This window comes from Citrobacter sp. Ce104, assembly GCF_030334595.1.
In the GTDB taxonomy this organism is placed as follows: domain Bacteria; phylum Pseudomonadota; class Gammaproteobacteria; order Enterobacterales; family Enterobacteriaceae; genus Citrobacter; species Citrobacter europaeus.
In genome coordinates this window covers 215,595-239,994 of record NZ_JAOWDP010000058.1, presented here as the reverse complement: position 1 = coordinate 239,994, position 24,400 = coordinate 215,595, and the positions used below count along the sequence as shown (strand labels likewise).

The following is a 24,400-nucleotide window of genomic DNA, read 5'->3' as shown; positions in this document are numbered from 1 at the left end:
GCCGGGTAAGGCGAAACCGCCACCCGGCAACTTACAACAGATTACAGGATGTTAGCGACGGATTTCGCCAGCTGCGCTTCGAGAACCGGTTTCGCTTCTTCGAACTTCAGATTCACTTTGTTAGCATTCGACACCACGCGGGTCTGGTATTTTGCGCGATCGCCCTGCGCGCTGCTGGTTTGCAGCTTAATGCCAGACGTGCCCTGACGCAGAGCAGCAACGTTATCCGTTGTCACTTTCGCTTTGCTGCGTTCGGAGATTTGCAGGTCGGTAACCATGGTGTAGTTCACATCCTCCACCATAGCATCAGCAGCCATACCGATCAGTCCCGCCGCCAGGCCAACACCCAGCGCCGCACCGGAGGAGTTGCTGTTATAGGCGGTAATCCCCGCACCCAACGCAGCGCCCACCGCCGCCCCTTCGTAGCCGGTCTTCAGGAAGCCCTGAGCTTCGCGCAGATCCATTTTGTCTGCTTTCAGTACGTTCGCCTGCACCCAGTAGTAGGCGCTGTCCGGTGAACTGGTCACTTTATAGCCCTTCGCGGACAAATCGTTTGCCAGCAGGGTTTGCAGGTTGCTCATGTCTTTATCAGAAGTGTTTTTTACCTGAATGTAGACGGTCTTCTCGCTGGAAGGCTCCAGCCAGATGGTTTCGCTCATCTGCGTTTTCACTTCGAGGTTACGTTTTTTAACGGCAGTGGTCATCGCACCACAACCGGTCAGCGTCATTGTCGCGACAACCATGCCAACAACCGCGATTTTTTTTAAAGACATGTATTTTCCTTTTTTCGTGTAATAGAGAGTCCAGAGCCTCTTCTCCGTGCAGCCAGTAGCCACACAATGGCGAAAAAAGTATCGGCAGTTGCGCAGTTTTTTTTAGTGGAAATATCAATAACATGACTACCAAAACTGGTAGCTTTCAGGCAAAAAAAACGCCTCCGAAGAGGCGTATTCACAAAAGCGGGAGATTACTTTTTCTTCGCTTTCGGATTTGGCAGGTCGGTGATGCTACCTTCGAAGATTTCTGCCGCCAGGCCCACGGACTCGTGCAGAGTCGGGTGAGCGTGGATGGTCAGCGCGATGTCTTCAGCGTCACAACCCATTTCGATCGCCAGACCGATTTCGCCCAGCAGCTCGCCGCCGTTGGTGCCGACAATCGCACCACCGATAACACGGTGAGATTCTTTGTCGAAGATCAGTTTGGTCATACCGTCTGCGCAGTCAGAAGCGATAGCACGGCCCGAAGCAGCCCACGGGAAGGTCGCGGTTTCGTAGCTGATGCCTTTTTCTTTCGCTTCTTTCTCAGTCAGGCCAACCCATGCAACTTCTGGTTCAGTGTAGGCGATGGATGGGATAACTTTCGGATCGAAGTAGTGTTTCTTACCGGCGATAACTTCAGCCGCAACGTGACCTTCGTGAACACCTTTGTGCGCCAGCATCGGCTGACCGACGATATCGCCGATAGCAAAGATGTGCGGGACGTTGGTGCGCAGTTGTTTGTCAACGCGGATGAAGCCACGGTCATCAACTTCCACGCCAGCTTTGCCCGCATCGAGGTTTTTGCCGTTCGGTACACGACCGATAGCCACCAGCACCGCATCGTAACGCTGAGCTTCAGCAGGCGCTTTTTTGCCTTCCATGGAAACGTAGATACCGTCTTCTTTCGCTTCAACGGCGGTCACTTTGGTTTCCAGCATCAGGTTGAATTTCTTGCTGATGCGTTTGGTGAAGACTTTAACCACGTCTTTATCGGCAGCCGGGATAACCTGGTCAAACATTTCAACCACGTCGATCTCTGAACCCAGCGCATGGTACACGGTACCCATTTCCAGACCGATGATACCGCCGCCCATTACCAGCAGGCGCTTAGGAACAGTTTTCAGTTCCAGAGCATCGGTGGAATCCCACACGCGTGGGTCTTCATGCGGAATGAATGGCAGTTCGATCGGACGGGAACCCGCCGCGATGATCGCGTTGTCGAAGTTGATCACGGTTTTGCCGTTTTCGCCTTCAACTTCCAGGGTGTTAGCCCCGGTAAATTTACCCAGACCGTTAACCACTTTCACTTTACGGCCTTTGGCCATACCAGCCAGACCGCCGGTCAGTTGAGTGATAACTTTTTCTTTCCAGGTACGAATCTTGTCGATATCGGTTTTCGGCTCGCCAAAAACGATACCGTGTTCAGCCAGCGCTTTGGCTTCTTCGATAACTTTTGCTACGTGCAGCAGCGCTTTAGAAGGGATACAGCCGACGTTCAGACAAACACCACCGAGGGTGCTGTAACGTTCTACGATGACGGTCTCCAGACCTAAATCTGCGCAACGGAAGGCAGCAGAGTAACCTGCAGGGCCTGCCCCAAGTACCACGACCTGAGTTTTGATTTCAGTGCTCATCATGACCTCTTAATTTATACCCGTCGTCCACCGGGTCGTTCTATCCGCCCGTATTTTACAAAATTGTTAACAATTTTGAAACAACAAACGGCAACCGATTTGTCTTTCGCACAATAACCTCACTGACTTCATGAGATTACCAGAAAAAAGCCGGCCGTCGGGCCGGCTTTTTCGCTTACATCACCAGGCGGCGAATGTCAGACAGCATGTTGTTGATGATGGTGATAAAGCGCGCACCATCCGCACCGTCGATTACGCGGTGGTCGAAGGAGAGCGAAATCGGCATCATCAGACGCGGCATAAACTCTTTACCGTTCCACACTGGCTCCATAGAGGACTTGGAGACACCGAGGATAGCCACTTCCGGCGCGTTCACAATCGGCGCGAAGTGGGTAGTACCCAGGCCACCGATGCTGGAGATGGTGAAGCAACCGCCCTGCATTTCGCCAGCGGTCAGCTTGCCATCACGTGCTTTCTTGGAGATGGTGGTCAGTTCACGAGACAGCTCGGTAATGCTCTTCTTGTTCACGTCTTTGAAGACCGGAACAACCAGACCATTCGGCGTATCCACCGCAACACCAATGTTGATGTATTTTTTCAGGGTCAGGCGCTGACCGTCTTCAGACAGGGAGCTGTTGAAGCGTGGCATCTGTTCCAGAGCGGCGGCAACGGCTTTCATGATGAAGACCACTGGGGTGAATTTCACGTCCAGTTTACGTTTTTCAGCTTCCGCGTTCTGCTGTTTACGGAACGCTTCCAGATCGGTGATATCAGTTTTGTCGAAGTGCGTAACGTGCGGGATCATCACCCAGTTACGGCTCAGGTTAGCACCAGAGATTTTCTGGATACGGCCCAGTTCCACTTCTTCGATTTCACCAAACTTGCTGAAGTCCACTTTCGGCCAGGGCAGCATGCCCGGGATACCGCCACCAGCCGCAGCTGGTGCAGACTCGGCGCGTTTGATAGCGTCTTTCACGTAAGCCTGAACGTCTTCACGCAGGATACGACCTTTACGGCCAGAACCTTTCACTTTCGCCAGGTTCACACCGAATTCGCGCGCCAGGCGACGAATCAGCGGCGTTGCATGAACGTAAGCGTCGTTCTCAGCAAACTCAGATTTGCCTTCCGCTTTCGCTGCTGGCGCCGCGGCTGGTTTAGCAGCCTGAGCCGGTGCAGCGGCCGGAGCCGGAGCTGCGGCTTGCGCAGGAGCGGCAGCAGGCGCTGCGCCTTCAACTTCGAAGACCATAATCAGAGAACCGGTTTTGACTTTGTCGCCGGTGCTGATTTTGATTTCTTTCACGGTGCCCGCGAACGGTGCCGGAACTTCCATAGAGGCTTTGTCGCCTTCTACGGTGATCAGTGACTGCTCAGCGGCAATTTTATCGCCCACTTTAACCATCACTTCAGTGACTTCAACTTCGTCACCGCCGATATCCGGTACGTTAACTTCTTTCGAGCCAGAAGCTGCCGGAGCCGCCGCTGCTGCTGGAGCTGCCGCTTGAGCCGGTGCTGCAGCAGGCGCTGCGCCCGCAACTTCGAAGACCATAATCAGCGAGCCGGTAGACACTTTGTCGCCGGTGTTGATTTTGATCTCTTTAACAGTACCTGCGAACGGCGCCGGAACTTCCATAGAGGCTTTGTCGCCTTCTACGGTGATCAGAGACTGCTCAGCCGCAACGGTGTCGCCCACTTTAACCATGACCTCGGTAACTTCAACTTCGTCACCACCGATGTCCGGTACGTGTACTTCTTTCGCTGCTGAGGCGGCAGGTGCTGCTGCCGGAGCTGCTTCTTTCTTCTCTTCTGCCGGAGCAGGTGCAGCGGCTGCTGCACCATCGGCGGAATCGAAAATCATGATCAGTTTGCCGGTCTCAGTTTTGTCGCCAACAGAGACTTTGATCTCTTTAACGATACCAGCCTGAGGAGACGGAACTTCCATAGAGGCTTTGTCGCCTTCTACGGTGATCAGCGACTGTTCAGCTTCAACTTTGTCGCCCACTTTGACCAGGATCTCGGTGATTTCAACTTCATCAGCCCCGATGTCCGGTACATTGATTTCGATAGCCATTATTCTTTTACCTCTTACGCCAGACGCGGGTTAACTTTATCTGCATCGATGTTGAATTTGATGATTGCGTCTGCAACCACTTTCTTATCGATTTCGCCACGTTTAGCCAGTTCGCCCAGGGCCGCTACAACCACGTAGGAAGCATCAACTTCGAAGTGGTGACGCAGGTTTTCACGGCTGTCAGAGCGACCGAAACCGTCAGTACCCAGTACGCGATAATCATCAGCCGGTACATAAGTACGAACCTGTTCGGCAAACAGTTTCATATAGTCAGTAGATGCTACTGCCGGAGCGTCGTTCATCACCTGAGCGATGTACGGAACGCGCGGAGTTTCCATCGGGTGCAGCATGTTCCAGCGCTCACAATCCTGGCCATCACGCGCCAGTTCAGTGAAGGAAGTTACGCTGTAAACGTCAGAGCCTACACCGTAGTCGTTCGCCAGAATCTGTGCTGCTTCACGCACGTGACGCAGGATAGAACCGGAGCCCAGCAGCTGAACTTTACCTTTCTTACCTTCGAGGGTTTCGAGTTTGTAGATACCTTTACGGATACCTTCCTCGGCACCTGCTGGCATTGCCGGCATGTGGTAGTTTTCGTTCAGCGTGGTGATGTAGTAGTAAACGTTCTCTTGTTTCTCACCGTACATACGCTCCAGGCCATCGTGCATGATGACTGCAACTTCGTACGCGTAAGACGGATCGTAAGAGATACAGTTCGGGATAGTCAGAGACTGAATATGGCTGTGACCATCTTCGTGCTGCAGACCTTCGCCGTTCAGCGTAGTACGACCAGAAGTACCCCCTACCAGGAAGCCGCGAGCCTGTTGGTCGCCAGCCTGCCAGCACAGGTCGCCGATACGCTGGAACCCGAACATGGAGTAGTAGATGTAGAACGGAATCATCGGCAGATCGTTGGTGCTGTAAGAGGTCGCAGCAGCCAGCCAGGATGCGCCAGCACCCAGTTCGTTGATACCTTCCTGCAGGATCTGACCTTTCTCGTCTTCTTTATAGTAAGCAACCTGCTCACGGTCCTGCGGGGTGTACTGCTGACCGTTCGGGCTGTAGATACCGATCTGACGGAACAGACCTTCCATACCGAAAGTACGCGCTTCGTCAGCGATGATCGGAACCAGACGATCTTTGATCGACTTGTTCTTCAGCATCACGTTCAGGGCACGAACGAAAGCGATAGTGGTGGAGATTTCTTTGTTCTGCTCTTCCAGCAGCGCACCGAAGTCTTCCAGAGCTGGCAGTTCCAGCTTCTCGGTGAAGTTCGGCTGACGAGCAGGCAGGTAGCCGTGCAGTTTCTGACGCTGAGCGTGCAGATAAGTGTGCTCTTCAGAACCTTCCGGGAAGGTGATGTAAGACAGGTTTTCAACCTGCTCGTCGGTCACAGGAACGTTGAAACGGTCGCGGATATAACGCACGCCGTCCATGTTCATTTTCTTAACCTGGTGAGCGATGTTTTTACCTTCAGCGGTGTCACCCATGCCGTAACCTTTAATGGTATGGGCGAGGATTACAGTTGCTTTGCCTTTGGTTTCCTGCGCTTTTTTCAGTGCAGCGTAAACTTTCTTCGGATCGTGACCACCGCGGTTCAGAGACCAAATCTGCTCATCAGTCCAGTCAGCAACCAGGGCTGCAGTTTCCGGGTATTTACCGAAGAAGTGCTCACGTACGTATGCGCCATCTTTGGATTTGAAGGTCTGGTAGTCGCCGTCAACAGTTTCGTTCATCAGTTGGATCAGTTTACCGCTGGTGTCTTTACGCAGCAGCTCATCCCAACGACCGCCCCACATGACTTTGATAACGTTCCAGCCAGCACCCGCGAAGATGCCTTCCAGTTCGTTAACAATCTTGCCGTTACCGGTTACCGGGCCATCAAGACGCTGCAGGTTACAGTTGATAACAAAGACCAGGTTGTCCAGTTTTTCACGGGTCGCGATGGTGATAGCGCCCTTAGATTCTGGCTCATCCATCTCGCCGTCGCCCAGGAAGGCGTAAACGGTTTGTTTAGAGGTATCTTTCAGGCCACGGTGTTCCAGATATTTCAGGAACTTAGCCTGGTAGATGGCACCGATTGGGCCCAGACCCATAGATACGGTTGGGAACTGCCAGAATTCCGGCATCAGTTTCGGGTGCGGGTAGGAAGACAGGCCTTTGCCATGTACTTCCTGACGGAAGTTGTTCATCTGCTCTTCAGTCAGACGACCTTCCAGGAATGCGCGTGCGTAGATGCCCGGAGAGATGTGGCCCTGGAAGTACACCAGATCGCCGCCATCTTGCTCGTTGCGTGCACGGAAGAAGTGGTTGAAGCAAACATCATATACCGTTGCGGAGGACTGGAAGGATGCCATGTGGCCACCCAGCTCGAGGTCCTTTTTAGACGCGCGCAGTACGGTCATGATGGCGTTCCAACGGATAGCAGAACGAATACGACGTTCCAGCTCCAGATTGCCCGGGTATTCCGGTTCATCTTCAACGGCAATAGTGTTTACATAATTGCTGGCCCCTGCACCTGCCGCTACTTTCACGCCGCCTTTGCGGGCTTCTGAAAGCAGTTGGTCGATCAGATACTGAGCACGCTCAACACCTTCTTCACGGATGACCGATTCGATCGCCTGTAGCCAGTCGCGAGTTTCGATCGGATCCACGTCATTTGGGAAACGTTCTGACATGGGGGTATTCCTTATCTATCTAATACGTTGAGTTATCTGGAACCTGTCCCATTACGTTCTCGTCAGAGAGCGTAATAAGACAGGTTCTGCGTTTAGTTGCCGCGCACTTTATATGGCGCTTGATTTACAACATCTTCTGGTTAACGTTCTGCCAGAAAAATCACTAATTCTTTCGTTGCTCCAGACGGCGTAAGGCGCGTTCACGACGACTTTCCTCACGGCTTCTGTCCAGCAGAATCTCTTCGATAAATGCCAGGTGACGATGAGACGCTTCACGCGCTTCTTCAGGCTTCCCGGCGATGATTGCTTCAAAGATACGGGTACGATGACTGCTTACCAGCGGCAGCATCTCGCGACGCGCATACAGCAATTCGAAGTTTTGCCGAACGTTCTGGGCCAACATCGGCTCCATACACCTTAGCAAATGGAGCAGCACTACATTGTGTGCCGCTTCGGTGACAGCAATTTGATACTGAAGTACCGCATCAGATTCGCCGTCAAGATCGCCGGACTGTTGCGCAAGCTCGATTGCATGGTGGAGTTCACGGATACGCGTTTTGTCTTCATCCGTGCTGCGCAGTGCAGCGTAATAAGCTGCAATACCTTCCAACGCATGGCGCGTTTCAAGCAGGTCAAACTGGGATTCAGGATGGTCGGAGAGCAGCTCTACCAGTGGGTCGCTAAAGCTCTGCCACAGGCTGCTCTGAACAAAAGTGCCACCGCCCTGACGACGAAGCAGTAACCCCTTCGCTTCAAGGCGTTGGATCGCCTCGCGTAAGGAGGGGCGGGAGACGTCGAACTGTTTTGCCAGCTCGCGTTCCGGTGGGAGTTTTTCTCCGGGGCGAAGTGTCCCCTCAAGAATTAAAAACTCCAGCTGCTGCTCAATCACATCGGAGAGTTTTGGTTGGCGGATTTTGCTGTAGGCCATGATTTCCTGTCTTAAGCCATTTGCCCGGAGTCAATTGGTCTTACCAATTTCATGTTCTTGACGCTAAAGTAACAAAGTATTCACCTTCTGTCCATACAGGTTTTGATTGAAATCAGTAAAGGGGGCATATTTTAACAACATTACAGAAATAACGTTTCAAACATGTAACTATGCACAAATGTTAAATTTACCCACCACGGGGTAGTTTTAACGGAATTGAAACGAAATATTATCTCATCTGAACCGATTCACCTGCTTATTTATCGACGTATCAACCACAATTAATGAATAGAAATTCAAAACGGAAATTTTGTGGTAGATAAACTCGTATTTACAAATGGTTTCTTTTTATTCAACTCGTCATCTTCCCCGCACAAAGCAGGTGCATTCGCGCTCGCATATCATTATTCTGATCAAGACAAAAGTCTTAAGGCAACATTTTATCTAAAGCATCTGTAAACTAATTAATACAACAAACGGAATTGCAAACTTACACACGCATTACTGCGTAGTTCAAAAAATAAGTACTCGAAATATGAAGAGTAAAACCACACACGAGGTTTAATGATGGAAAGTCAACAGCATGGCGATCAGCTCAAGCGCGGTCTTAAGAACCGCCATATACAGCTAATCGCACTGGGTGGCGCGATTGGTACCGGGTTATTCCTCGGTAGCGCATCCGTTATCCAGTCTGCAGGACCGGGTATTATTCTGGGTTACGCTATTGCCGGCTTTATCGCCTTTTTGATTATGCGTCAGTTAGGTGAAATGGTGGTTGAAGAGCCGGTTGCAGGCTCCTTTAGCCACTTTGCTTATAAATACTGGGGCGGTTTCGCAGGCTTCTCTTCTGGCTGGAACTATTGGGTTCTGTACGTGCTGGTTGCCATGGCTGAACTGACAGCCGTGGGTAAATATATCCAATTCTGGTATCCAGAGATCCCAACCTGGGTTTCTGCGGCGGCCTTCTTCGTGCTGATTAACGCCATCAACCTGACCAACGTGAAAGTGTTTGGCGAAATGGAGTTCTGGTTTGCCATTATTAAAGTCATTGCCGTGGTTGCGATGATCCTGTTCGGCGGCTGGTTGCTGTTTAGCGGCAACGGCGGTCCGCAGGCCAGCGTCAGTAACCTGTGGGACCAGGGGGGCTTCCTACCGCATGGATTCACCGGTCTGGTGATGATGATGGCTATTATTATGTTCTCTTTCGGTGGGCTGGAGCTGGTCGGGATCACCGCGGCAGAAGCCGATAACCCGGAGCAAAGCATTCCCAAAGCAACCAACCAGGTTATCTACCGTATCCTGATTTTCTATGTAGGTTCGCTGGCGGTTCTGCTTTCCCTGATGCCGTGGACGCGCGTCACGGCTGATACCAGCCCGTTTGTCCTTATTTTCCACGAGCTGGGCGACACCTTTGTTGCTAATGCCCTGAACATCGTAGTGTTGACCGCCGCCCTTTCTGTCTATAACAGCTGCGTATACTGCAACAGCCGTATGCTGTTCGGTCTGGCACAGCAAGGCAATGCGCCAAAAGCGCTGATGAACGTCGACAAACGCGGCGTACCAGTAAACACCATTCTGGTCTCCGCACTGGTTACGGCGCTGTGCGTACTGATCAACTATCTGGCGCCGGAATCCGCCTTTGGCCTGCTGATGGCGCTGGTGGTTTCCGCACTGGTGATCAACTGGGCAATGATCAGCCTGGCGCACATGAAGTTCCGCAAAGCCAAACAGCAGCAAGGCGTTACCACACGCTTCCCGGCGCTGCTTTATCCGCTGGGTAACTGGGTGTGCCTGATTTTCATGGCTGCGGTGTTGGTGATTATGCTGATGACGCCGGGTATGGCGATTTCGGTATACTTAATTCCGGTATGGATTGCCATTCTTGGCATCGGCTACCTGTGCAAGCAGAAAACCGCTGGCGCGGTTAAAGCGCATTAATTCTCCCTCCCCCACCTGCATCGGGTGGGGGTTGTTACCTGCCTCACACTTTCCCACTCACGACTGTTTAGTCCATATCAGCGGCGTTATCCTGCAACGCAAAAACAACGGTGCCAGACAATAATTCTCTCCATATCTCATTAATGGAGTGCAGTTGATGGAAACCAGTAAGCTCACGGTGAAAGAAAAGATCGGCTATGGAATGGGCGACGCCGGATGCAACATCATATTTGGCGCCATCATGTTGTTTGTTAACTATTTTTATACAGATATTTTTGGTCTTGCGCCTGCCATGGTCGGCGTATTACTGCTCTCAGTACGCGTTATCGATGCCGTTACTGACCCTATAATGGGCGCGATGGCCGACCGCACCCGCAGCAAATATGGTCGATTTCGTCCATGGCTTTTGTGGATGGCTTTCCCTTACGCATTATTCATGCGTACTTATGTTTACCACCCCTGAGTGGACATATAACAGCAAAGTTATCTATGCGTTCGTCACTTACTTCCTGCTCTCTATCACCTATACGGCAATCAACATTCCTTACTGCTCGCTCGGCAGCGTCATCACCAACGATCCAAAGGAACGCGTCGCCTGCCAGTCATATCGCTTTGTATTGGTCGGTATTGCAACCCTGCTGCTGTCCCTCACCCTGTTGCCTATGGCTGACTGGTTTGGTGGGGAAGACAAAGCCAAAGGCTATCAGATGGCGATGGCGGTCCTTGCCTTCATCGGTATGTGTATGTTCCTGTTTTGCTTTGCAACTGTGCGTGAGCGCGTCCGTCCTGCGGTCCCGACTAACGACGACTTAAAAGCAGACCTGAAGGACGTGTGGAAGAACGATCAGTGGGTAAAAATTCTGCTGTTAACCCTGTGCAACGTCTGTCCGGGCTTTATTCGCATGGCCGCCACTATGTACTACGTGACCTGGGTTATGCAGCAAAGCACGCAGTTTGCCACGTTGTTTATCAGCCTTGGCGTTGTCGGCATGATGATCGGCAGCATGCTGGCAAAGGTGTTAACCGATCGCTGGTGCAAACTGAAAGTCTTCTTCTGGACCAATATCATCCTGGCGATTTTCTCCGGCGCGTTTTACTTCTTCGATCCAAAAGCCACCATGATGATTATGGTGCTCTACTTCCTGCTCAACATTCTGCATCAGATCCCTTCCCCACTGCACTGGTCGCTGATGGCGGATGTCGATGACTACGGCGAGTGGAAAACCGGTAAACGCATCACCGGAATCAGCTTTTCCGGCAACCTGTTCTTCCTGAAACTGGGCCTGGCGATTGCCGGAGCGATGGTTGGCTTCCTGCTCTCCTGGTACGGCTACGACGCAGGGGCGAAAGCGCAAAGCGACTCCGCCATTAACGGTATTATGCTGCTGTTTACCATCATACCAGGCGTAGGCTACCTGATTACCGCAGGCGTGGTTCGTCTGCTGAAAGTTGACCGCGAGTTTATGCAGCAAATCCAGGCAGATTTAGAAAAGCGTCGTGCCAACTACCGTGAACTGAATGAATACCACGATATAAAAACGACTGAAACCGTAAGGAAAGCCTAATGAATCAGTGGCCTAATCCCTTTATTGAACAACGTGCCGACCCGTTTATTTTACGTGACGGTAGCCACTACTATTTCATTGCTTCAGTGCCCGAATACGATCGACTGGAGCTCCGTCGCGCTGACACGCTGGAAGGGCTGCGCACCGCCGTCCCGGTTGTCGTCTGGCGCAAACCAGAAAGCGGCCCCATGAGCCAACTCATCTGGGCGCCTGAGATCCATCATCTGGCTGGTAAATGGTACATCTATTTTGCCGCCACCCACACACAGGTGCTCGACAAGCTGGGGATGTTCCAGCACCGTATGTTTGCGCTCGAATGTGCGGACACCGATCCGCTGGCAGGCAAGTGGACAGAGAAAGGCCAGATTAAGACACAGTTTGATACCTTTGCGCTTGATGCCACCACCTTTCATCACCAGGGAAAACAGTGGTATCTGTGGGCGCAAAAATCTCCCGATATCGCCGGCAACTCCAATATCTATCTCGCTGAGCTGGAAAATCCATGGACGATTAAAGGCGATCCGGTCATGCTCAGCCATCCAGAGTATGACTGGGAATGCCGGGGTTTTTGGGTCAACGAAGGTCCGGCTGTCATGGTTCACGGCGACAAGCTGTTTATCAGCTATTCGGCCAGCGCCACCGATGAGAACTACTGTATGGGATTATTGTGGATTGACCTCAACGCCGATCCGCTCAACCCGCAGAACTGGCACAAATCACCACGCCCGGTCTTTTCCACCAGCTACGAAAACCGCCAGTACGGACCGGGACACAACAGCTTTACGCAAACGCCGGAAGGTGAGGATGTGCTGGTGTACCACGCGAGAAATTACACCGAAATTGAAGGCGATCCGTTGTACGATCCAAACCGCCACACTCGCCTGAAGCTCGTGCGCTGGGACGAAAACGGGATGCCTGATTTTGGCGTGCCGCCAGCGGATACGTATTGAGTCATTGCGCCGTTATCCGGCCTACATATGCGCCAGGCCGGATAAGGCGGTTATGCCGCTATCCGGCAACAATCGCTAGATCAGTGTTCCATAAATTGTCAGCAGCGCAATGACCACCACCACCACAAACGAAGTCTTCTTCGCCATTGAAACAGCCGCTTTTGGCGTTTCGACTTTATCGGTATGGGGTTCACGCGCCAAAGAGAACTGCGCCAGGCGCGTTAGTACCTGATATTGCGAAGTATGTAGATCGGCAAGCGATGCAAACCAGGCTGGCAACGCCTTCTCGCCGTGTCCTAACAGCGCATAGACCACGCCCGCCAGACGCACTGGGATCCAGTCCAGCACATGCAGGATCGCATCAATACCCGATTGCAAACGCTGGTGCGGGGTCTGATAGCGCGCCAGCCAGGACTGCCAGGCACGTAAAAAGGCGTAACCCACCAGCGTTACCGGTCCCCACGGGCCACCGACAATCAGCCAGAATAACGGCGCCAGATAAAAGCGAAAGTTGTTCCATAACAGCGCGTTCTGCAGTTCGCGCAGGAACTCACGCTCATCACAGTCCGGCGGAACACCATGGATAAGCGTCAGCTCGCTGGCCATCGCCTCACGGGCGTGAGCGTCATCGCGAGCCGCCGCGTTCAGATAGGCATGATAATGAAGACGCGTTTTGCCAGCCCCAATACACAGCAAGCCAATTAAGATCCATACCACCAGCAAGGGCACGTTAAACAGCAGTCCATGAAGTGCGCGCAGCAACAGAAACGTCACCCCCATCGCAATCAGGGCCATGCCTACGGTACGCATCATTGAGAAATGCTTCACCCGGCGGAAAAATGCTTCAACCCGGTGATCAAGCTGCCAGTGCTCACCCAGCTTAAACAGGCGTTCAACAATCAACACCAGTAATGTTGTAAACAGCGTCATGTCATCTCCTTTTGCGACGAGGGGGTGACCAGGGCGCGAAACCTTGCCCAGTCAAAAGAGGGCCCGGGATCGGTCTTACGCTCGGGCGCAATATTGCAATGTCCTGTCATATTGTTAGCAATAGCCGGATAACGCGTAATCAGGGCATTGGTCACGGCTGCCAGTTGCTGGTACTGCACGTCGGTATAGGCCAGCGTATCCGTCCCTTCCAGCTCAATACCAATTGAAAAATCATTACAGCGTTCGCGCCCTTGATAGTTCGACACGCCAGCATGCCAGGCGCGTTTATCAAAGGGGACATACTGAACGATTTCACCATCACGGCGAATTAAACAATGGGCCGACACGCGCAGATGGGCGATCCCGGCAAAATAAGGATGGGCATTAGGATCAATCGTGCCGGTAAACAGCGCATCAATCCACGGTCCGCCAAACTCGCCGGGCGGCAGGCTGATATTATGCACCACCAGCAGAGAAGGGTTTTCGTCATCCGGGCGGCAATCGTAATGAGGAGAGGGTACGCGTCGCGCCTCTGCCAGCCCTCGTCTAACAACATGCAGAATCTCCTTATTGGTGGTGCTCATATCAGGTTCAGGGTAGCATGTTTCCACCTTATGATTCGTTAGCAATTTGGAGTTTTATCATGCCGCCTCGCCGCTATAACCCTGACTACCGACGTGACGCGCTGTTGGAACGCATAAATCTGGATATCCCTGCCGCTGTAGCTCAGGCGCTGCGTGAAGATTTAGGCGGAGAAGTTGATGCCAATAACGATATCACCGCACAGCTTTTGCCCGAAGATATGCGCTCCCACGCCACCGTGATCACCCGCGAAGATGGCGTTTTTTGTGGAAAACGCTGGGTGGAGGAAGTCTTTATTCAACTGGCTGGCGATGATGTCAACATCACCTGGCATGTTGAAGATGGCGACAGCATCAAGGCCAATCAGCCGCTGTTTGAACTGGACGGCCCTTCCCGCGTGCTGCTGACCGGCGAACGTACCGCGCTTAATTTTGTGCAGACCCTTTCAGGTGTGGCGAGCGAAGTGCGTAAATACGTCGACCTGCTGGCGGGAACAAAAACCCAGTTGCTGGACACGCGTAAAACCCTGCCTGGGCTGCGCACCGCCCTGAAATACGCCGTATTGTGCGGCGGCGGCGCGAATCATCGCCTGGGGCTTTCTGACGCTTTCCTGATTAAAGAAAACCACATTATTGCTTCTGGCTCAGTACGTCAGGCCGTTGAAAAAGCCTTCTGGCTGCACCCGGATGTGCCGGTTGAAGTCGAAGTGGAAAGCCTGGATGAACTTGATGACGCGCTGAAAGCCGGGGCCGACATCATCATGCTCGATAATTTCGAAACTGACCAAATGCGTGAAGCGGTCAAACGCACCAACGGCCAGGCGCGTCTGGAAGTGTCGGGTAACGTCACCTATGAAACGCTGCGCGAATTTGCCGAAACCGGCGTGGATTTCATCTCTGTTGGCGCACTGACCAAGCATGTTCGCGCACTCGATCTCTCGATGCGTTTTCGCTAAATACTGATGGTTTAGCCCGGTAGTGATTTCGCTTATCGGGCCATTCTGCATGCCGGAGAAGGCGTTTTCGCCGCTATCCGGCAGTTTCTTCGAGCCTCTTCGCAAATACGTTGTTTGATTCTGTAATCTCGTAAAGATCCTCGGAACCCGCCTTCCCATTCTGTTTTTTGCCTCTCGCCGTGACCCCGACCGTTTGCCAAAGTAGCGCCAGCTAACTCAAGGAGCGAACGATGGACAAGCAACGCGGCTTCACGCTTATCGAACTCATGGTGGTCATTGGCATTATTGCCATCCTTAGCGCCATCGGCATTCCGGCCTATCAAAACTATCTGCGCAAAGCTGCGCTGACAGACATGCTGCAAACCTTTGTTCCCTATCGCACGGCGGTTGAGCTTTGTGCGCTTGAGCATGGCGGAACAGCAACCTGCGATGCCGGAACGAATGGCATCCCTTCTCCAGCCACTACCCGTTATGTCTCCGCCATGAGCGTTGAAAAAGGGGTGGTCAGCCTCAGCGGACAAGAAAGTCTGAACGGACTAACCATCACCATGACGCCAGGTTGGGACAATGCCAACGGCATTACTGGCTGGAGTCGTAACTGCGTCATCCAGAATGACAGCGCACTGCAACAAGCCTGTGAAGACGTTTTCCGTTTCGACACCAATTAAGGAAAAGAGATGAATACCACCCAACTTACGGCACTGTGCCAACGTTATCAGGGAATATTACTGGATGCAGACAATGAAGTGGTGCACATCGCCGTCGTGGATGCCCCGTCCCACGAACTTCTGGACGCGCTGCATTTTGCCACCACCCGACGTATAGACATTGTCTGCTGGACGCGTCAGCAAATGGAAGGCCACACGCATACGCCGCGGAACATGCTCCCGGCTGTAGTCACCAAAAGCAGCGCCAGCGCAGCAGACCTGCTGAATCAGACGTTTCATTCTGCTCTGGTGCAACGGGCTTCTGATATTCATATTGAGCCAGCGGAAAATCACTACCGAATCAGATTACGTGTAGATGGCGTACTGCATGCTTTACCGGAAGTCACAACTGAGATGGGCATCGCTATCACTGCAAGACTAAAAGTTTTAGGCAGTCTGGATATTGCCGAGCACAGACTTGCGCAAGACGGACAATTTACCGTTGAGATTTCTGGAGAGCCGGTCTCGTTTCGCATCGCCACCCTGCCCTGTCGCTATGGCGAAAAAGTAGTGCTGCGGCTACTGCATCAGGTCGATCAAACGCTGGAGATCGCCGCGCTAGGAATGCAGGACGCGCAACTGGGCGCATTTTCGCACGCGTTACAGCAGCCTCAGGGGTTGATTCTGGTCACCGGACCGACCGGGAGCGGTAAAACAGTCACGCTGTACAGTGCGCTGCAAACCCGAAACACCCCGGATATGAATCTTTGTAGCGTAGAAGATCCGGTAGAAATCCCGATCGCAGGTCTTAACCAGACGCAAATTCATCCTCGCGCCGGTCTCACTTTTCAGGGCGTATTACGCGCGCTGCTGCGCCAGGATCCCGACATTATCATGGTGGGTGAAATCCGCGATGGCGAAACGGCTGAAATAGCCCTAAAAGCCGCACAAACCGGTCATTTGGTTCTATCAACACTGCACACTAACTCCACCACTGAAACGCTGATACGCCTGCAGCAAATGGGGGTCGCACGCTGGATGATCGCCTCCGCGCTGACGCTCGTCATTGCGCAGCGGTTGGTGAGAAAATTGTGTCCCCATTGCCGACAACGACTGGAAACGCCGATCGCGCTCCCGGAAGCGATATGGCCTGCGCCACTGCCACATTGGCAGGCCACTGGCTGTGAACATTGCTATCAAGGATTTTATGGTCGTACGGCATTGTTTGAAGTACTCCCCGTTACGCCGGCATTGCGCCAGAGCATCGCCAACGGTACGTCCGCAGAAGAAGTGGAGTCAGATGCAAAGCAATTGGGGATGAGTACGCTTTTCGAAACTGGTTGCCAGGCAGTCGAACAAGGGCTAACGACATTTGAAGAGCTGATACGCGTACTGGGCATGCCTCATGTCAGCTAAACAGCTTTGGCGCTGGCAAGGCATTAACAACGAAGGTCAACCGCTGGAAGGTGTATTGTGGGCCGATACCCGCCCCTCATTAATGCTTGCTCTCGAGCAACAGCGTATTACACCGCTACGTATAAACCGTATGCGCGCCAAAGCCTCACACTGGAGCCGTGAACGAAGCGCCGAAACCATACACCAACTGGCAACATTACTAAAAGCCGGGTTAACGCTCTCGGCAGGCCTAACCCTGCTGGCTGAACAGCATCCCAGCCGTCAGTGGCAGGCGCTACTGCGCACGCTGGCTCACGATATGGAGCAGGGCATTTCTCTCTCCACCTCTCTGTCGCAATGGCACCACGTTTTTCCGCCTCTTTATCAGGCAATGATCCGCACCGGAGAGCTTACGGGGAAGCTGGACGACTGCTGTTTTGAACTCGCCCGTCAGCAGAAGAATCAACAGCAACTTGCCGATAAAGTAAAAAAAGCCCTGCGCTATCCGATTATCATTATCACGATGGCGGTAATGGTCGTGTTTGCGATGCTGCAATTTGTACTCCCTGAGTTTGCCGCCATTTACCGGACGTTTAACACTCCGCTACCAGCACTCACTCAGTGGATTATTGCCATCGCGCACTTTAGCGGCCAATGGGGAGGGCTGATCGGAGCATTCAGCCTGGTCGCGGTTGCTGTATATTATTTGATAAAGCAGAAACCGTACTGGCTTATTCTGCGCCAGACATTACTGCTCGGTCTGCCGATTATAGGGCCGATGGTGAGAGGCCAAAAACTCACGCAGATCTTCACCGTGCTGGCGTTAACGCAAAATGCAGGAATTCCCTTTTTGCAGGGTCTTGAGAGCGTGACTGAAACGCTGGACAACCCTTTCTGGTCACAGCGCTTAGCGCGGGCACACCACGACATCAGCGCCGGAAAACCGGTCTGGTTAGCGCTTAAAAATTGCGGTGAATTCAGCCCATTGTGTATACAACTGGTCAGAACAGGTGAAGCTTCCGGCTCACTGGATGCCATGCTGCGCAATCTCGCACATCACCACGGCGAGAAAACGTTGTCTCAGGCGGAGAATCTGGCCGCGCTGCTTGAGCCTGCGTTGCTGGTCATTACGGGGCTTATCATCGGTACGCTGGTCGTCGCGATGTATTTACCGATTTTCCATTTGGGAGATGCGATGAGCGGGGTGGGATAGATTCAAATGCCTGATGGCGGCGTAACGCCATCAGGCATTTCACAGAACGACCTGTTTTTACAGGCTATTGAAAACGCGGTTTTCTTGTTCCTGTACGCGAATAAACGTTGTACGTTTGGTCAGTTCTTTCAGACGAGAAGCACCAACATAGGTACAGGCAGAACGCAGGCCGCCGAGGATATCACGCGCGGTATTATCAACCGGGCCACGCAGAGGCAGCTTAACGGTTTTACCTTCCGCTGCACGGTATTGCGCAACACCACCAACGTGACGCGTCATGGCTGATTCAGAGCTCATTCCGTAGAACAGCATGAATTTCTCACCGTTCTCTTCGACAATTTTGCCGCCGCTTTCTTCATGACCGGCCAGCATGCCGCCGAGCATCACGAAGTCCGCGCCGCCGCCAAACGCTTTTGCCACGTCACCCGGCATTGTGCAGCCGCCGTCGCTGACAATCATGCCACCCAGACCGTGGGCTGCATCGGCACATTCAATAACCGCAGAAAGCTGTGGATAGCCAACGCCGGTTTTTACACGCGTGGTACATACAGAACCCGGGCCGATGCCGACTTTAACAATGTCCGCGCCGGAAAGTACCAGCTCTTCACACATTTCGCCGGTGACCACATTGCCCGCACAAATTGTTTTTGTCGGCCATGCTTCACGCGCTTTCGACACAAACTGAACAAAATGCTCTGAGTAGCCATTTGCCACGTCAATGCAGATAAAGTTCAGCGCTGGGTTAAGCGCCAGAATCTGTTTGGTTTTTTCGAAATCTGCGTCAGAGGTACCGGTTGAAACCATCACGTGTTTGAGCACATCGGCAGAACTCTGCGCGATAAAGGCAGCCCAGTCTTCAACAGAATAGTGTTTGTGCACAGCGGTCAGGATGTCGAAGGATGCCAGTGCCGTTGCCATGGCAAACGTCCCGACAGTGTCCATGTTCGCCGCAATAATGGGGACGCCGGACCAGGTCTGACCTGAATGCTTAAAGGTAAATTGACGCTCCAACTCAACATCGGAACGGCTTTTGAGAGTAGAACGCTTAGGGCGGATAAGAACGTCTTTGAAACCTAACTTCAGATCTTCTTCGATACGCATGTGCGGATTCCTGGGGTTAATGGCGAAAAATCGAAACTCACAACTCCAGTGACGCTATCATACGCACTAATCAATGCCGCGCAAGACTGCGAAATTCTCTTTTTTTACGCTACAATCCCATAAATTTACCTGGCGAATAGTAGGTTAATCCTGCAACAGCCTCGCCTTCGCACGCTTAACTTTTAACTGTTTGATAATCAAACTCAAACTCCAGGATCTGCATCTATGAGGTATACGGTAGCCTTAACCGGCGGCATTGGCAGTGGTAAAAGTACCGTTGCAAATGCGTTCGCTGACCTCGGAATAAACGTCATTGATGCAGATATTATTGCGCGCCAGGTGGTTGAACCCGGTACACCTGCCCTTAAGGCGATCGAAGAACATTTTGGTTCCGAGGTTATAGCCGCGGACGGATCGTTGCAGCGGCGCATTTTACGCGAACGTATTTTTTCCAATCCTGAGGAGAAAAGCTGGCTAAATGCCCTGCTTCATCCGCTTATTCAGCAGGAAACGCAGCGCCAGTTTCAGCAAGCGACCTCCCCTTATCTGTTGTGGGTTGTACCGTTGCTGGTAGAAAATTCGCTGTATAAAAAAGCCAACCGTGTACTCGTGGTGGATGTTACCCCCGAGACACAGCTCAGACGCACGATGCAGCGCGATGACGTCACGCGTGAGCATGTTGAACAAATTCTTGCTGCCCAGGCAACGCGTGAAGCGCGTCTGGCCGTGGCAGACGATGTTATTGATAATAATGGCGCACCGGAAGCCATCGCCTCGGATGTCGCCCGCCTGCACGCGCTCTATTTGCAATGCGCGTTGCAGTTTGTCTCACAGGAAAAACCGTAATGCACACCCAGGTCCTTTTTGAACACCCTCTCAATGAGAAGATGCGTACATGGCTGCGCATTGAGTTTTTAATCCAACAGCTCTCCGTTAATTTACCTATTACAGACCATGCAGGCGCACTGCATTTTTTCCGTAATATCGGCGATTTACTGGATGTCTTTGAACGCGGTGAAGTCCGCACCGAACTCCTCAAAGAGTTAGAGCGACAACAGCGAAAACTCCAGGCCTGGGTTGAAGTTCCCGGCGTCGATCAAAGCAGGATCGACGCATTGCGCCAGCAGTTAAAAAGCGCGGGCAGCGTTCTGATTTCGGCCCCGCGTATTGGACAGACACTACGCGAAGATCGTCTGATTGGCCTCGTGCGTCAGCGTTTAAGCATTCCTGGCGGGTGCTGTAGTTTCGATTTGCCAACCCTGCATATTTGGTTGCATTTACCACAGCCGCAACGCGACGCGCAGGTTGAAGCCTGGCTTGCCAGCCTGAATCCGCTCAATCAGGCGCTAGCACTGGTGCTGGATTTGATTCGCAACTCTGCGCCGTTCCGTAAGCAAACCAGCCTGAATGGTTTTTACCAGGACAACGGCGAAGATGCCGATCTGCTGCGCTTGCAGCTGCCGCTTGATTCGCAGCTTTATCCGCAAATTTCTGGTCATAAGAGCCGTTTTGCCATTCGCTTTATGCCGCTGGATAGCGAAAATGGCCAGGTGCCTGAGCGTCTCGATTTTGAGCTGGCGTGCTGTTAAGGAGTCAACATGTCTGAACAAACTATCGTCAACTGCCCAACCTGTGGCAAACCCGTGATATGGGCTGAAGTCAGTCCGTTTCGCCCATTCTGCAGCAAACGCTGCCAGTTAATCGATCTGGGTGAGTGGGCCGCGGAAGAGAAACGCATCCCAAGCTCTGGCGATCTGTCGGAAAGCGATGACTGGAGTGAAGAGCAGAAGTAATTGCGCTAAAACGGTTGGCCGGGCAAGCATTGCGCCCCGTTAATAATTTACCGGATGCGGCGTTGCCTTATCCGGCCTACGAACACCATTAGCCAGCAATCAGCTTTTCAATGACCGGCGCATTCGCCGGCGGAAAATCTTCCGCATTTAGAGCAGCTTGCGCAATCCACTGCGCTGGTTGCCCCTCTTTTCCCCATGGTTCGCCTTCCCAGCTTTCAACCAGCCAGAACCACAGAGTGATATGCCGGTCCGGAAACTGATACTCCAGCTTTTCGAACAGCGAGCTATGGGTCGGCGTAATGCCCACTTCTTCCTGTAACTCGCGAATCAGCGCCTGCTCTGGCGTTTCACCCGCTTCAATTTTTCCGCCGGGAAACTCCAGCTTATTTGCCATGTGGGCATCAGCCGCACGCTGAGTTATGAAAATTTCATGGTGCTGATTACGAATAATCCCGACGGCGATCTGCAATATTTTCATCTTCATCGTCCATAAAAAAGGCGCAGAATTCTGCGCCTTTTCAGTAAGTTATTTTATTAGCTCAGACGGCCATGGCACTGTTTGTACTTTTTGCCAGAACCGCAAGGACACGGATCGTTACGACCCACTTTACGATCGCCGGTTTGTGCTGCCAGCTCTTCTGCCGCGGCAGAATCGTCACCTTTATGGCTCAACTGCTGCATCTGCGCTAAACGTTCAGCTTCTTCACGACGCTGCTGCTCCATCGCTTCTACTTCTTCAGGCATACGTACCTGAACTTTGCTCAGGGTGCTGATCACTTCGTACTTCAGTGATTCCAGCATTGATGCAAACATAGAGAAGGATTCACGCTTGTATTCCTGCTTCGGATCTTTTTGCGCATAACCACGCAGGTGAATACCCTGACGCAGGTAGTCCATCGCCGCAAGGTGCTCTTTCCACAGAGAGTCGAGAGTTTGCAGCATCACGCCTTTTTCGAAGTGACGCATCATCTCCGCGCCCACAACTTCTTCTTTACGCTGATAAACTTCGATAGCGTTTGCCAGAATACGTTCACGCAGCGTTTCTTCATGCAGCTCAGGCTCTTTATCCAGCCATTCTGAAATCGGCATGTCCAGATCGAAGTCGTTTTTCAGACGTTCCTGCAGACCCGGGATATCCCACATTTCTTCCAGAGACTGCGGCGGAATATAGGCATCAATCGTCGCTTTGAAGACATCTTCACGGATGCTGTTGATGGTCTCGCTAACGTCAGTTACGTCCAGCAGTTCGTTACGCTGGGTGTAGATTGCGCGACGTTGGTCGTTGGCAACGTCATCATATTCCAGAAGTTGCTTACGAATGTCGAAGTTACGGCTTTCCACTTTACGTTGCGCGTTAGCAATCGCTTTAGTTACCCACGGGTGTTCAATCGCTTCACCTGGCTTCATACCCAGTTTACGCATCATGCCGGACACGCGGTCAGAGGCAAAAATACGCATCAGCGCATCTTCCATCGACAGATAGAAACGCGAAGAACCCGCATCACCCTGACGACCCGAACGGCCACGCAGCTGGTTATCGATACGACGAGATTCGTGGCGCTCAGTACCGATAATATGTAAACCACCGGCGGCTAACACCGCATCATGGCGAACCTGCCACTCTGCTTTGATCTGCGCAATTTGTTCCGGAGTCGGGTTTTCCAGCTCGGCAACTTCCGCCTGCCAGCTACCGCCCAGTACGATATCGGTACCACGACCCGCCATGTTCGTCGCGATAGTCACGGCTGACGGATAACCCGCCTGAGCAACGATATCCGCTTCGCTGGCGTGGAACTTAGCGTTCAGGACGTTGTGCTTGATACCGGCTTTAGTTAATTCGTTAGAGACCACTTCCGATTTTTCAATGGAGATAGTACCCACCAGCACCGGCTGGCCATTTGCGGTACGTTCTTTAATATCTTCAATGATCGCCTGAATTTTTTCCGCTTCGGTCATGTACACCAGATCCGGTAAATCCTTACGGATCATCGGACGGTTGGTCGGCACAACCACGGTATCCAGTTTGTAGATGGAACTGAATTCAAAGGCTTCAGTGTCTGCTGTACCAGTCATACCGGCCAGTTTTTCGTACAAACGGAAGTAGTTCTGGAAGGTAATAGATGCCAGCGTCTGGTTCTCGTTCTGGATATCTACGCCTTCTTTGGCTTCAACGGCCTGGTGCAGACCATCGGACCAGCGACGGCCCTGCATGGTACGACCGGTGTGTTCGTCGACGATGATCACTTCACCGTCTTTCACGATGTAGTCAACGTCGCGGGTAAACAGTACGTGTGCGCGCAGCGCGGCAGTCACGTGGTGCATCAGCATAATGTTGCCCGGAGAGTACAGCGACTCGCCTTCATCCATAATGCCTTCGTTAACCAACAGTTCTTCAATCAGCACCAAACCACGTTCAGTCAGGTTAACCTGGCGCGCTTTCTCATCAACGGAGAAGTGGCCCTCACCCTGGAACGTGTCGGAATCTTCCTTCTCCTGACGAATCAGGTGCGGGATGATTTTGTTCACTTTTTTATACATTTCCGAGCTGTCTTCAGCCGGACCGGAAATGATCAGCGGTGTACGCGCTTCATCGATCAGGATGGAGTCGACTTCATCGACCAGCGCATAGTGCAGTTTTCGCTGAACGCGCTCTTCCGGGCTAAACGCCATGTTGTCGCGCAGGTAGTCAAAGCCGTATTCGTTGTTGGTACCGTAAGTAATATCGGCATTGTAGGCTTCACGCTTGGCTGGCGCAGGCAGGCCAGACATGTTGATACCCACGGTCATGCCGAGGAATTCAAACAGCGGGCGGTTATTTTCGGCGTCACGCTGAGCCAGGTAGTCGTTCACGGTAACCACGTGTACGCCCTTCCCGCTTAATGCGTTCAGGTAGGCAGGCAGTGTGGCGGTCAGGGTTTTACCTTCACCTGTACGCATTTCCGCGATGCAGCGATCGTTCAGGACCATACCGCCCAGCAGCTGAACGTCGAAGTGGCGCATGCCGAACACACGCTTACTCGCTTCGCGGACCACCGCGAATGCTTCCGGGATCAGGCTCTCAACGCTGGCGCCTTTTTCCAGACGGGCGCGGAATTCAGCGGTCTTCGCTTTCAGCTCATCATCGGAGAGTTTTTCCATCTCCGGTTCCATTGCGTTGATGACATTGACCACTTTGCGCATACGACGCAGCGTACGCTCGTTACGGCTACCGAATACTTTTGTTAATAATTTGATTAGCATAATAAAATCTCAAACGCCCCGCATT

Annotated in this window: 19 protein-coding genes and 1 pseudogene; 10 read left to right on the top strand and 10 right to left on the bottom strand. The window is 52.5% G+C overall.

Annotated elements, in window-relative coordinates; translation table 11 throughout:
• Window positions 1-41: 41 nt before the first annotated feature.
• The 5 genes from traT to pdhR all read right to left on the bottom strand — a co-directional run bounded on the left by traT (window position 42) and on the right by pdhR (window position 8,066).
• Complete coding sequence (traT, locus tag OGW16_RS07680; RefSeq protein WP_043018444.1) at window positions 42-773, bottom strand: conjugal transfer complement resistance protein TraT; 732 nt, start codon at window positions 771-773, stop codon at window positions 42-44.
• 194 nt (window positions 774-967) lie between these two features.
• Window positions 968-2,392 (bottom strand): dihydrolipoyl dehydrogenase, encoded by a 1,425-nt coding sequence (lpdA, locus tag OGW16_RS07675; protein ID WP_003829486.1) that lies wholly within the window; start codon window positions 2,390-2,392, stop codon window positions 968-970.
• 175 nt (window positions 2,393-2,567) lie between these two features.
• Window positions 2,568-4,460, bottom strand: a complete 1,893-nt coding sequence (gene aceF, locus OGW16_RS07670) for a pyruvate dehydrogenase complex dihydrolipoyllysine-residue acetyltransferase (RefSeq protein WP_043018443.1) — start codon at window positions 4,458-4,460, stop codon at window positions 2,568-2,570.
• A 14-nt stretch (window positions 4,461-4,474) separates the two neighbouring features.
• Window positions 4,475-7,138 carry a pyruvate dehydrogenase (acetyl-transferring), homodimeric type gene (aceE, locus tag OGW16_RS07665; RefSeq protein ID WP_043018442.1) on the bottom strand — a complete coding sequence of 888 codons (2,664 nt, stop codon included), beginning with the start codon at window positions 7,136-7,138 and terminating at the stop codon, window positions 4,475-4,477.
• A 163-nt stretch (window positions 7,139-7,301) separates the two neighbouring features.
• Window positions 7,302-8,066 carry a pyruvate dehydrogenase complex transcriptional repressor PdhR gene (pdhR, locus tag OGW16_RS07660; RefSeq protein ID WP_003018699.1) on the bottom strand — a complete coding sequence of 255 codons (765 nt, stop codon included), beginning with the start codon at window positions 8,064-8,066 and terminating at the stop codon, window positions 7,302-7,304.
• 564 nt (window positions 8,067-8,630) lie between these two features.
• On the opposite strand from pdhR, the gene aroP reads away from it, so the two are divergent.
• The 3 genes and pseudogenes from aroP (at window position 8,631) to OGW16_RS07645 (ending at window position 12,519) form a co-directional block, all read left to right on the top strand.
• Window positions 8,631-10,004, top strand: coding sequence for an aromatic amino acid transporter AroP (gene aroP, locus OGW16_RS07655; RefSeq protein ID WP_008786209.1), 1,374 nt, complete (start codon window positions 8,631-8,633; stop codon window positions 10,002-10,004).
• Window positions 10,005-10,161: 157 nt separating this feature from the next.
• Window positions 10,162-11,569, top strand: a pseudogene (locus tag OGW16_RS07650) (glycoside-pentoside-hexuronide (GPH):cation symporter).
• The gene (locus OGW16_RS07645) at window positions 11,569-12,519 is read left to right on the top strand and encodes a glycoside hydrolase family 43 protein (RefSeq protein ID WP_047406165.1); all 951 of its coding nucleotides are present in this window, start codon (window positions 11,569-11,571) and stop codon (window positions 12,517-12,519) included. The pseudogene OGW16_RS07650 and the gene OGW16_RS07645 overlap by 1 nt, the downstream one beginning before the upstream one ends.
• Window positions 12,520-12,594: 75 nt before the next feature.
• Here OGW16_RS07645 and ampE read toward each other — a convergent pair whose 3' ends face one another.
• Complete coding sequence (gene ampE, locus OGW16_RS07640; protein WP_043018439.1) at window positions 12,595-13,449, bottom strand: beta-lactamase regulator AmpE; 855 nt, start codon at window positions 13,447-13,449, stop codon at window positions 12,595-12,597.
• Window positions 13,446-14,033 (bottom strand): 1,6-anhydro-N-acetylmuramyl-L-alanine amidase AmpD, encoded by a 588-nt coding sequence (ampD, locus tag OGW16_RS07635; RefSeq protein WP_502873968.1) that lies wholly within the window; start codon window positions 14,031-14,033, stop codon window positions 13,446-13,448. Before ampD ends, ampE begins: the two co-directional genes overlap by 4 nt.
• A 59-nt stretch (window positions 14,034-14,092) precedes the next feature.
• Between ampD and nadC the strand changes: the two genes are divergently transcribed.
• The 4 genes from nadC (at window position 14,093) to hofC (ending at window position 18,241) form a co-directional block, all read left to right on the top strand.
• A complete protein-coding gene (gene nadC / locus OGW16_RS07630; protein ID WP_075146341.1) occupies window positions 14,093-14,986 on the top strand; it encodes a carboxylating nicotinate-nucleotide diphosphorylase in 894 nt (297 codons plus the stop codon).
• A gap of 230 nt (window positions 14,987-15,216) precedes the next feature.
• Entirely contained in the window at window positions 15,217-15,654 is a 438-nt protein-coding gene (gene ppdD, locus OGW16_RS07625) for a prepilin peptidase-dependent pilin (RefSeq protein WP_043018436.1), read from the top strand.
• 9 nt (window positions 15,655-15,663) lie between these two features.
• On the top strand, window positions 15,664-17,049 hold the full coding sequence (gene gspE, locus OGW16_RS07620; RefSeq protein ID WP_087052180.1) for a type II secretion system protein GspE: 1,386 nt from the start codon (window positions 15,664-15,666) through the stop codon (window positions 17,047-17,049).
• Window positions 17,039-18,241 (top strand): protein transport protein HofC, encoded by a 1,203-nt coding sequence (gene hofC / locus OGW16_RS07615; protein WP_075145204.1) that lies wholly within the window; start codon window positions 17,039-17,041, stop codon window positions 18,239-18,241. The genes gspE and hofC overlap by 11 nt, the downstream gene beginning before the upstream one ends.
• Before the next feature lie 57 nt (window positions 18,242-18,298).
• Here hofC and OGW16_RS07610 read toward each other — a convergent pair whose 3' ends face one another.
• Entirely contained in the window at window positions 18,299-19,342 is a 1,044-nt protein-coding gene (locus OGW16_RS07610; RefSeq protein ID WP_047406183.1) for a GMP reductase, read from the bottom strand.
• Between the two features lie 225 nt (window positions 19,343-19,567).
• On the opposite strand from OGW16_RS07610, the gene coaE reads away from it, so the two are divergent.
• From coaE to yacG, 3 genes are read left to right on the top strand one after another with little or no spacing between them, the layout of a single operon-like run.
• On the top strand, window positions 19,568-20,188 hold the full coding sequence (gene coaE / locus OGW16_RS07605) for a dephospho-CoA kinase (protein WP_043018432.1): 621 nt from the start codon (window positions 19,568-19,570) through the stop codon (window positions 20,186-20,188).
• Window positions 20,188-20,931, top strand: coding sequence for a cell division protein ZapD (gene zapD / locus OGW16_RS07600; RefSeq protein ID WP_087051014.1), 744 nt, complete (start codon window positions 20,188-20,190; stop codon window positions 20,929-20,931). Before coaE ends, zapD begins: the two co-directional genes overlap by 1 nt.
• Before the next feature lie 9 nt (window positions 20,932-20,940).
• Window positions 20,941-21,135: a DNA gyrase inhibitor YacG gene (gene yacG / locus OGW16_RS07595; RefSeq protein WP_087051013.1), complete on the top strand. Its 195-nt coding sequence runs from the start codon at window positions 20,941-20,943 to the stop codon at window positions 21,133-21,135.
• Between the two features lie 88 nt (window positions 21,136-21,223).
• On the opposite strand, the gene mutT is transcribed toward yacG, so the two are convergent.
• Complete coding sequence (gene mutT / locus OGW16_RS07590) at window positions 21,224-21,613, bottom strand: 8-oxo-dGTP diphosphatase MutT (protein WP_047406187.1); 390 nt, start codon at window positions 21,611-21,613, stop codon at window positions 21,224-21,226.
• 56 nt (window positions 21,614-21,669) lie between these two features.
• Window positions 21,670-24,375: a preprotein translocase subunit SecA gene (gene secA, locus OGW16_RS07585; protein ID WP_043018428.1), complete on the bottom strand. Its 2,706-nt coding sequence runs from the start codon at window positions 24,373-24,375 to the stop codon at window positions 21,670-21,672.
• Window positions 24,376-24,400 lie beyond the last annotated feature (25 nt).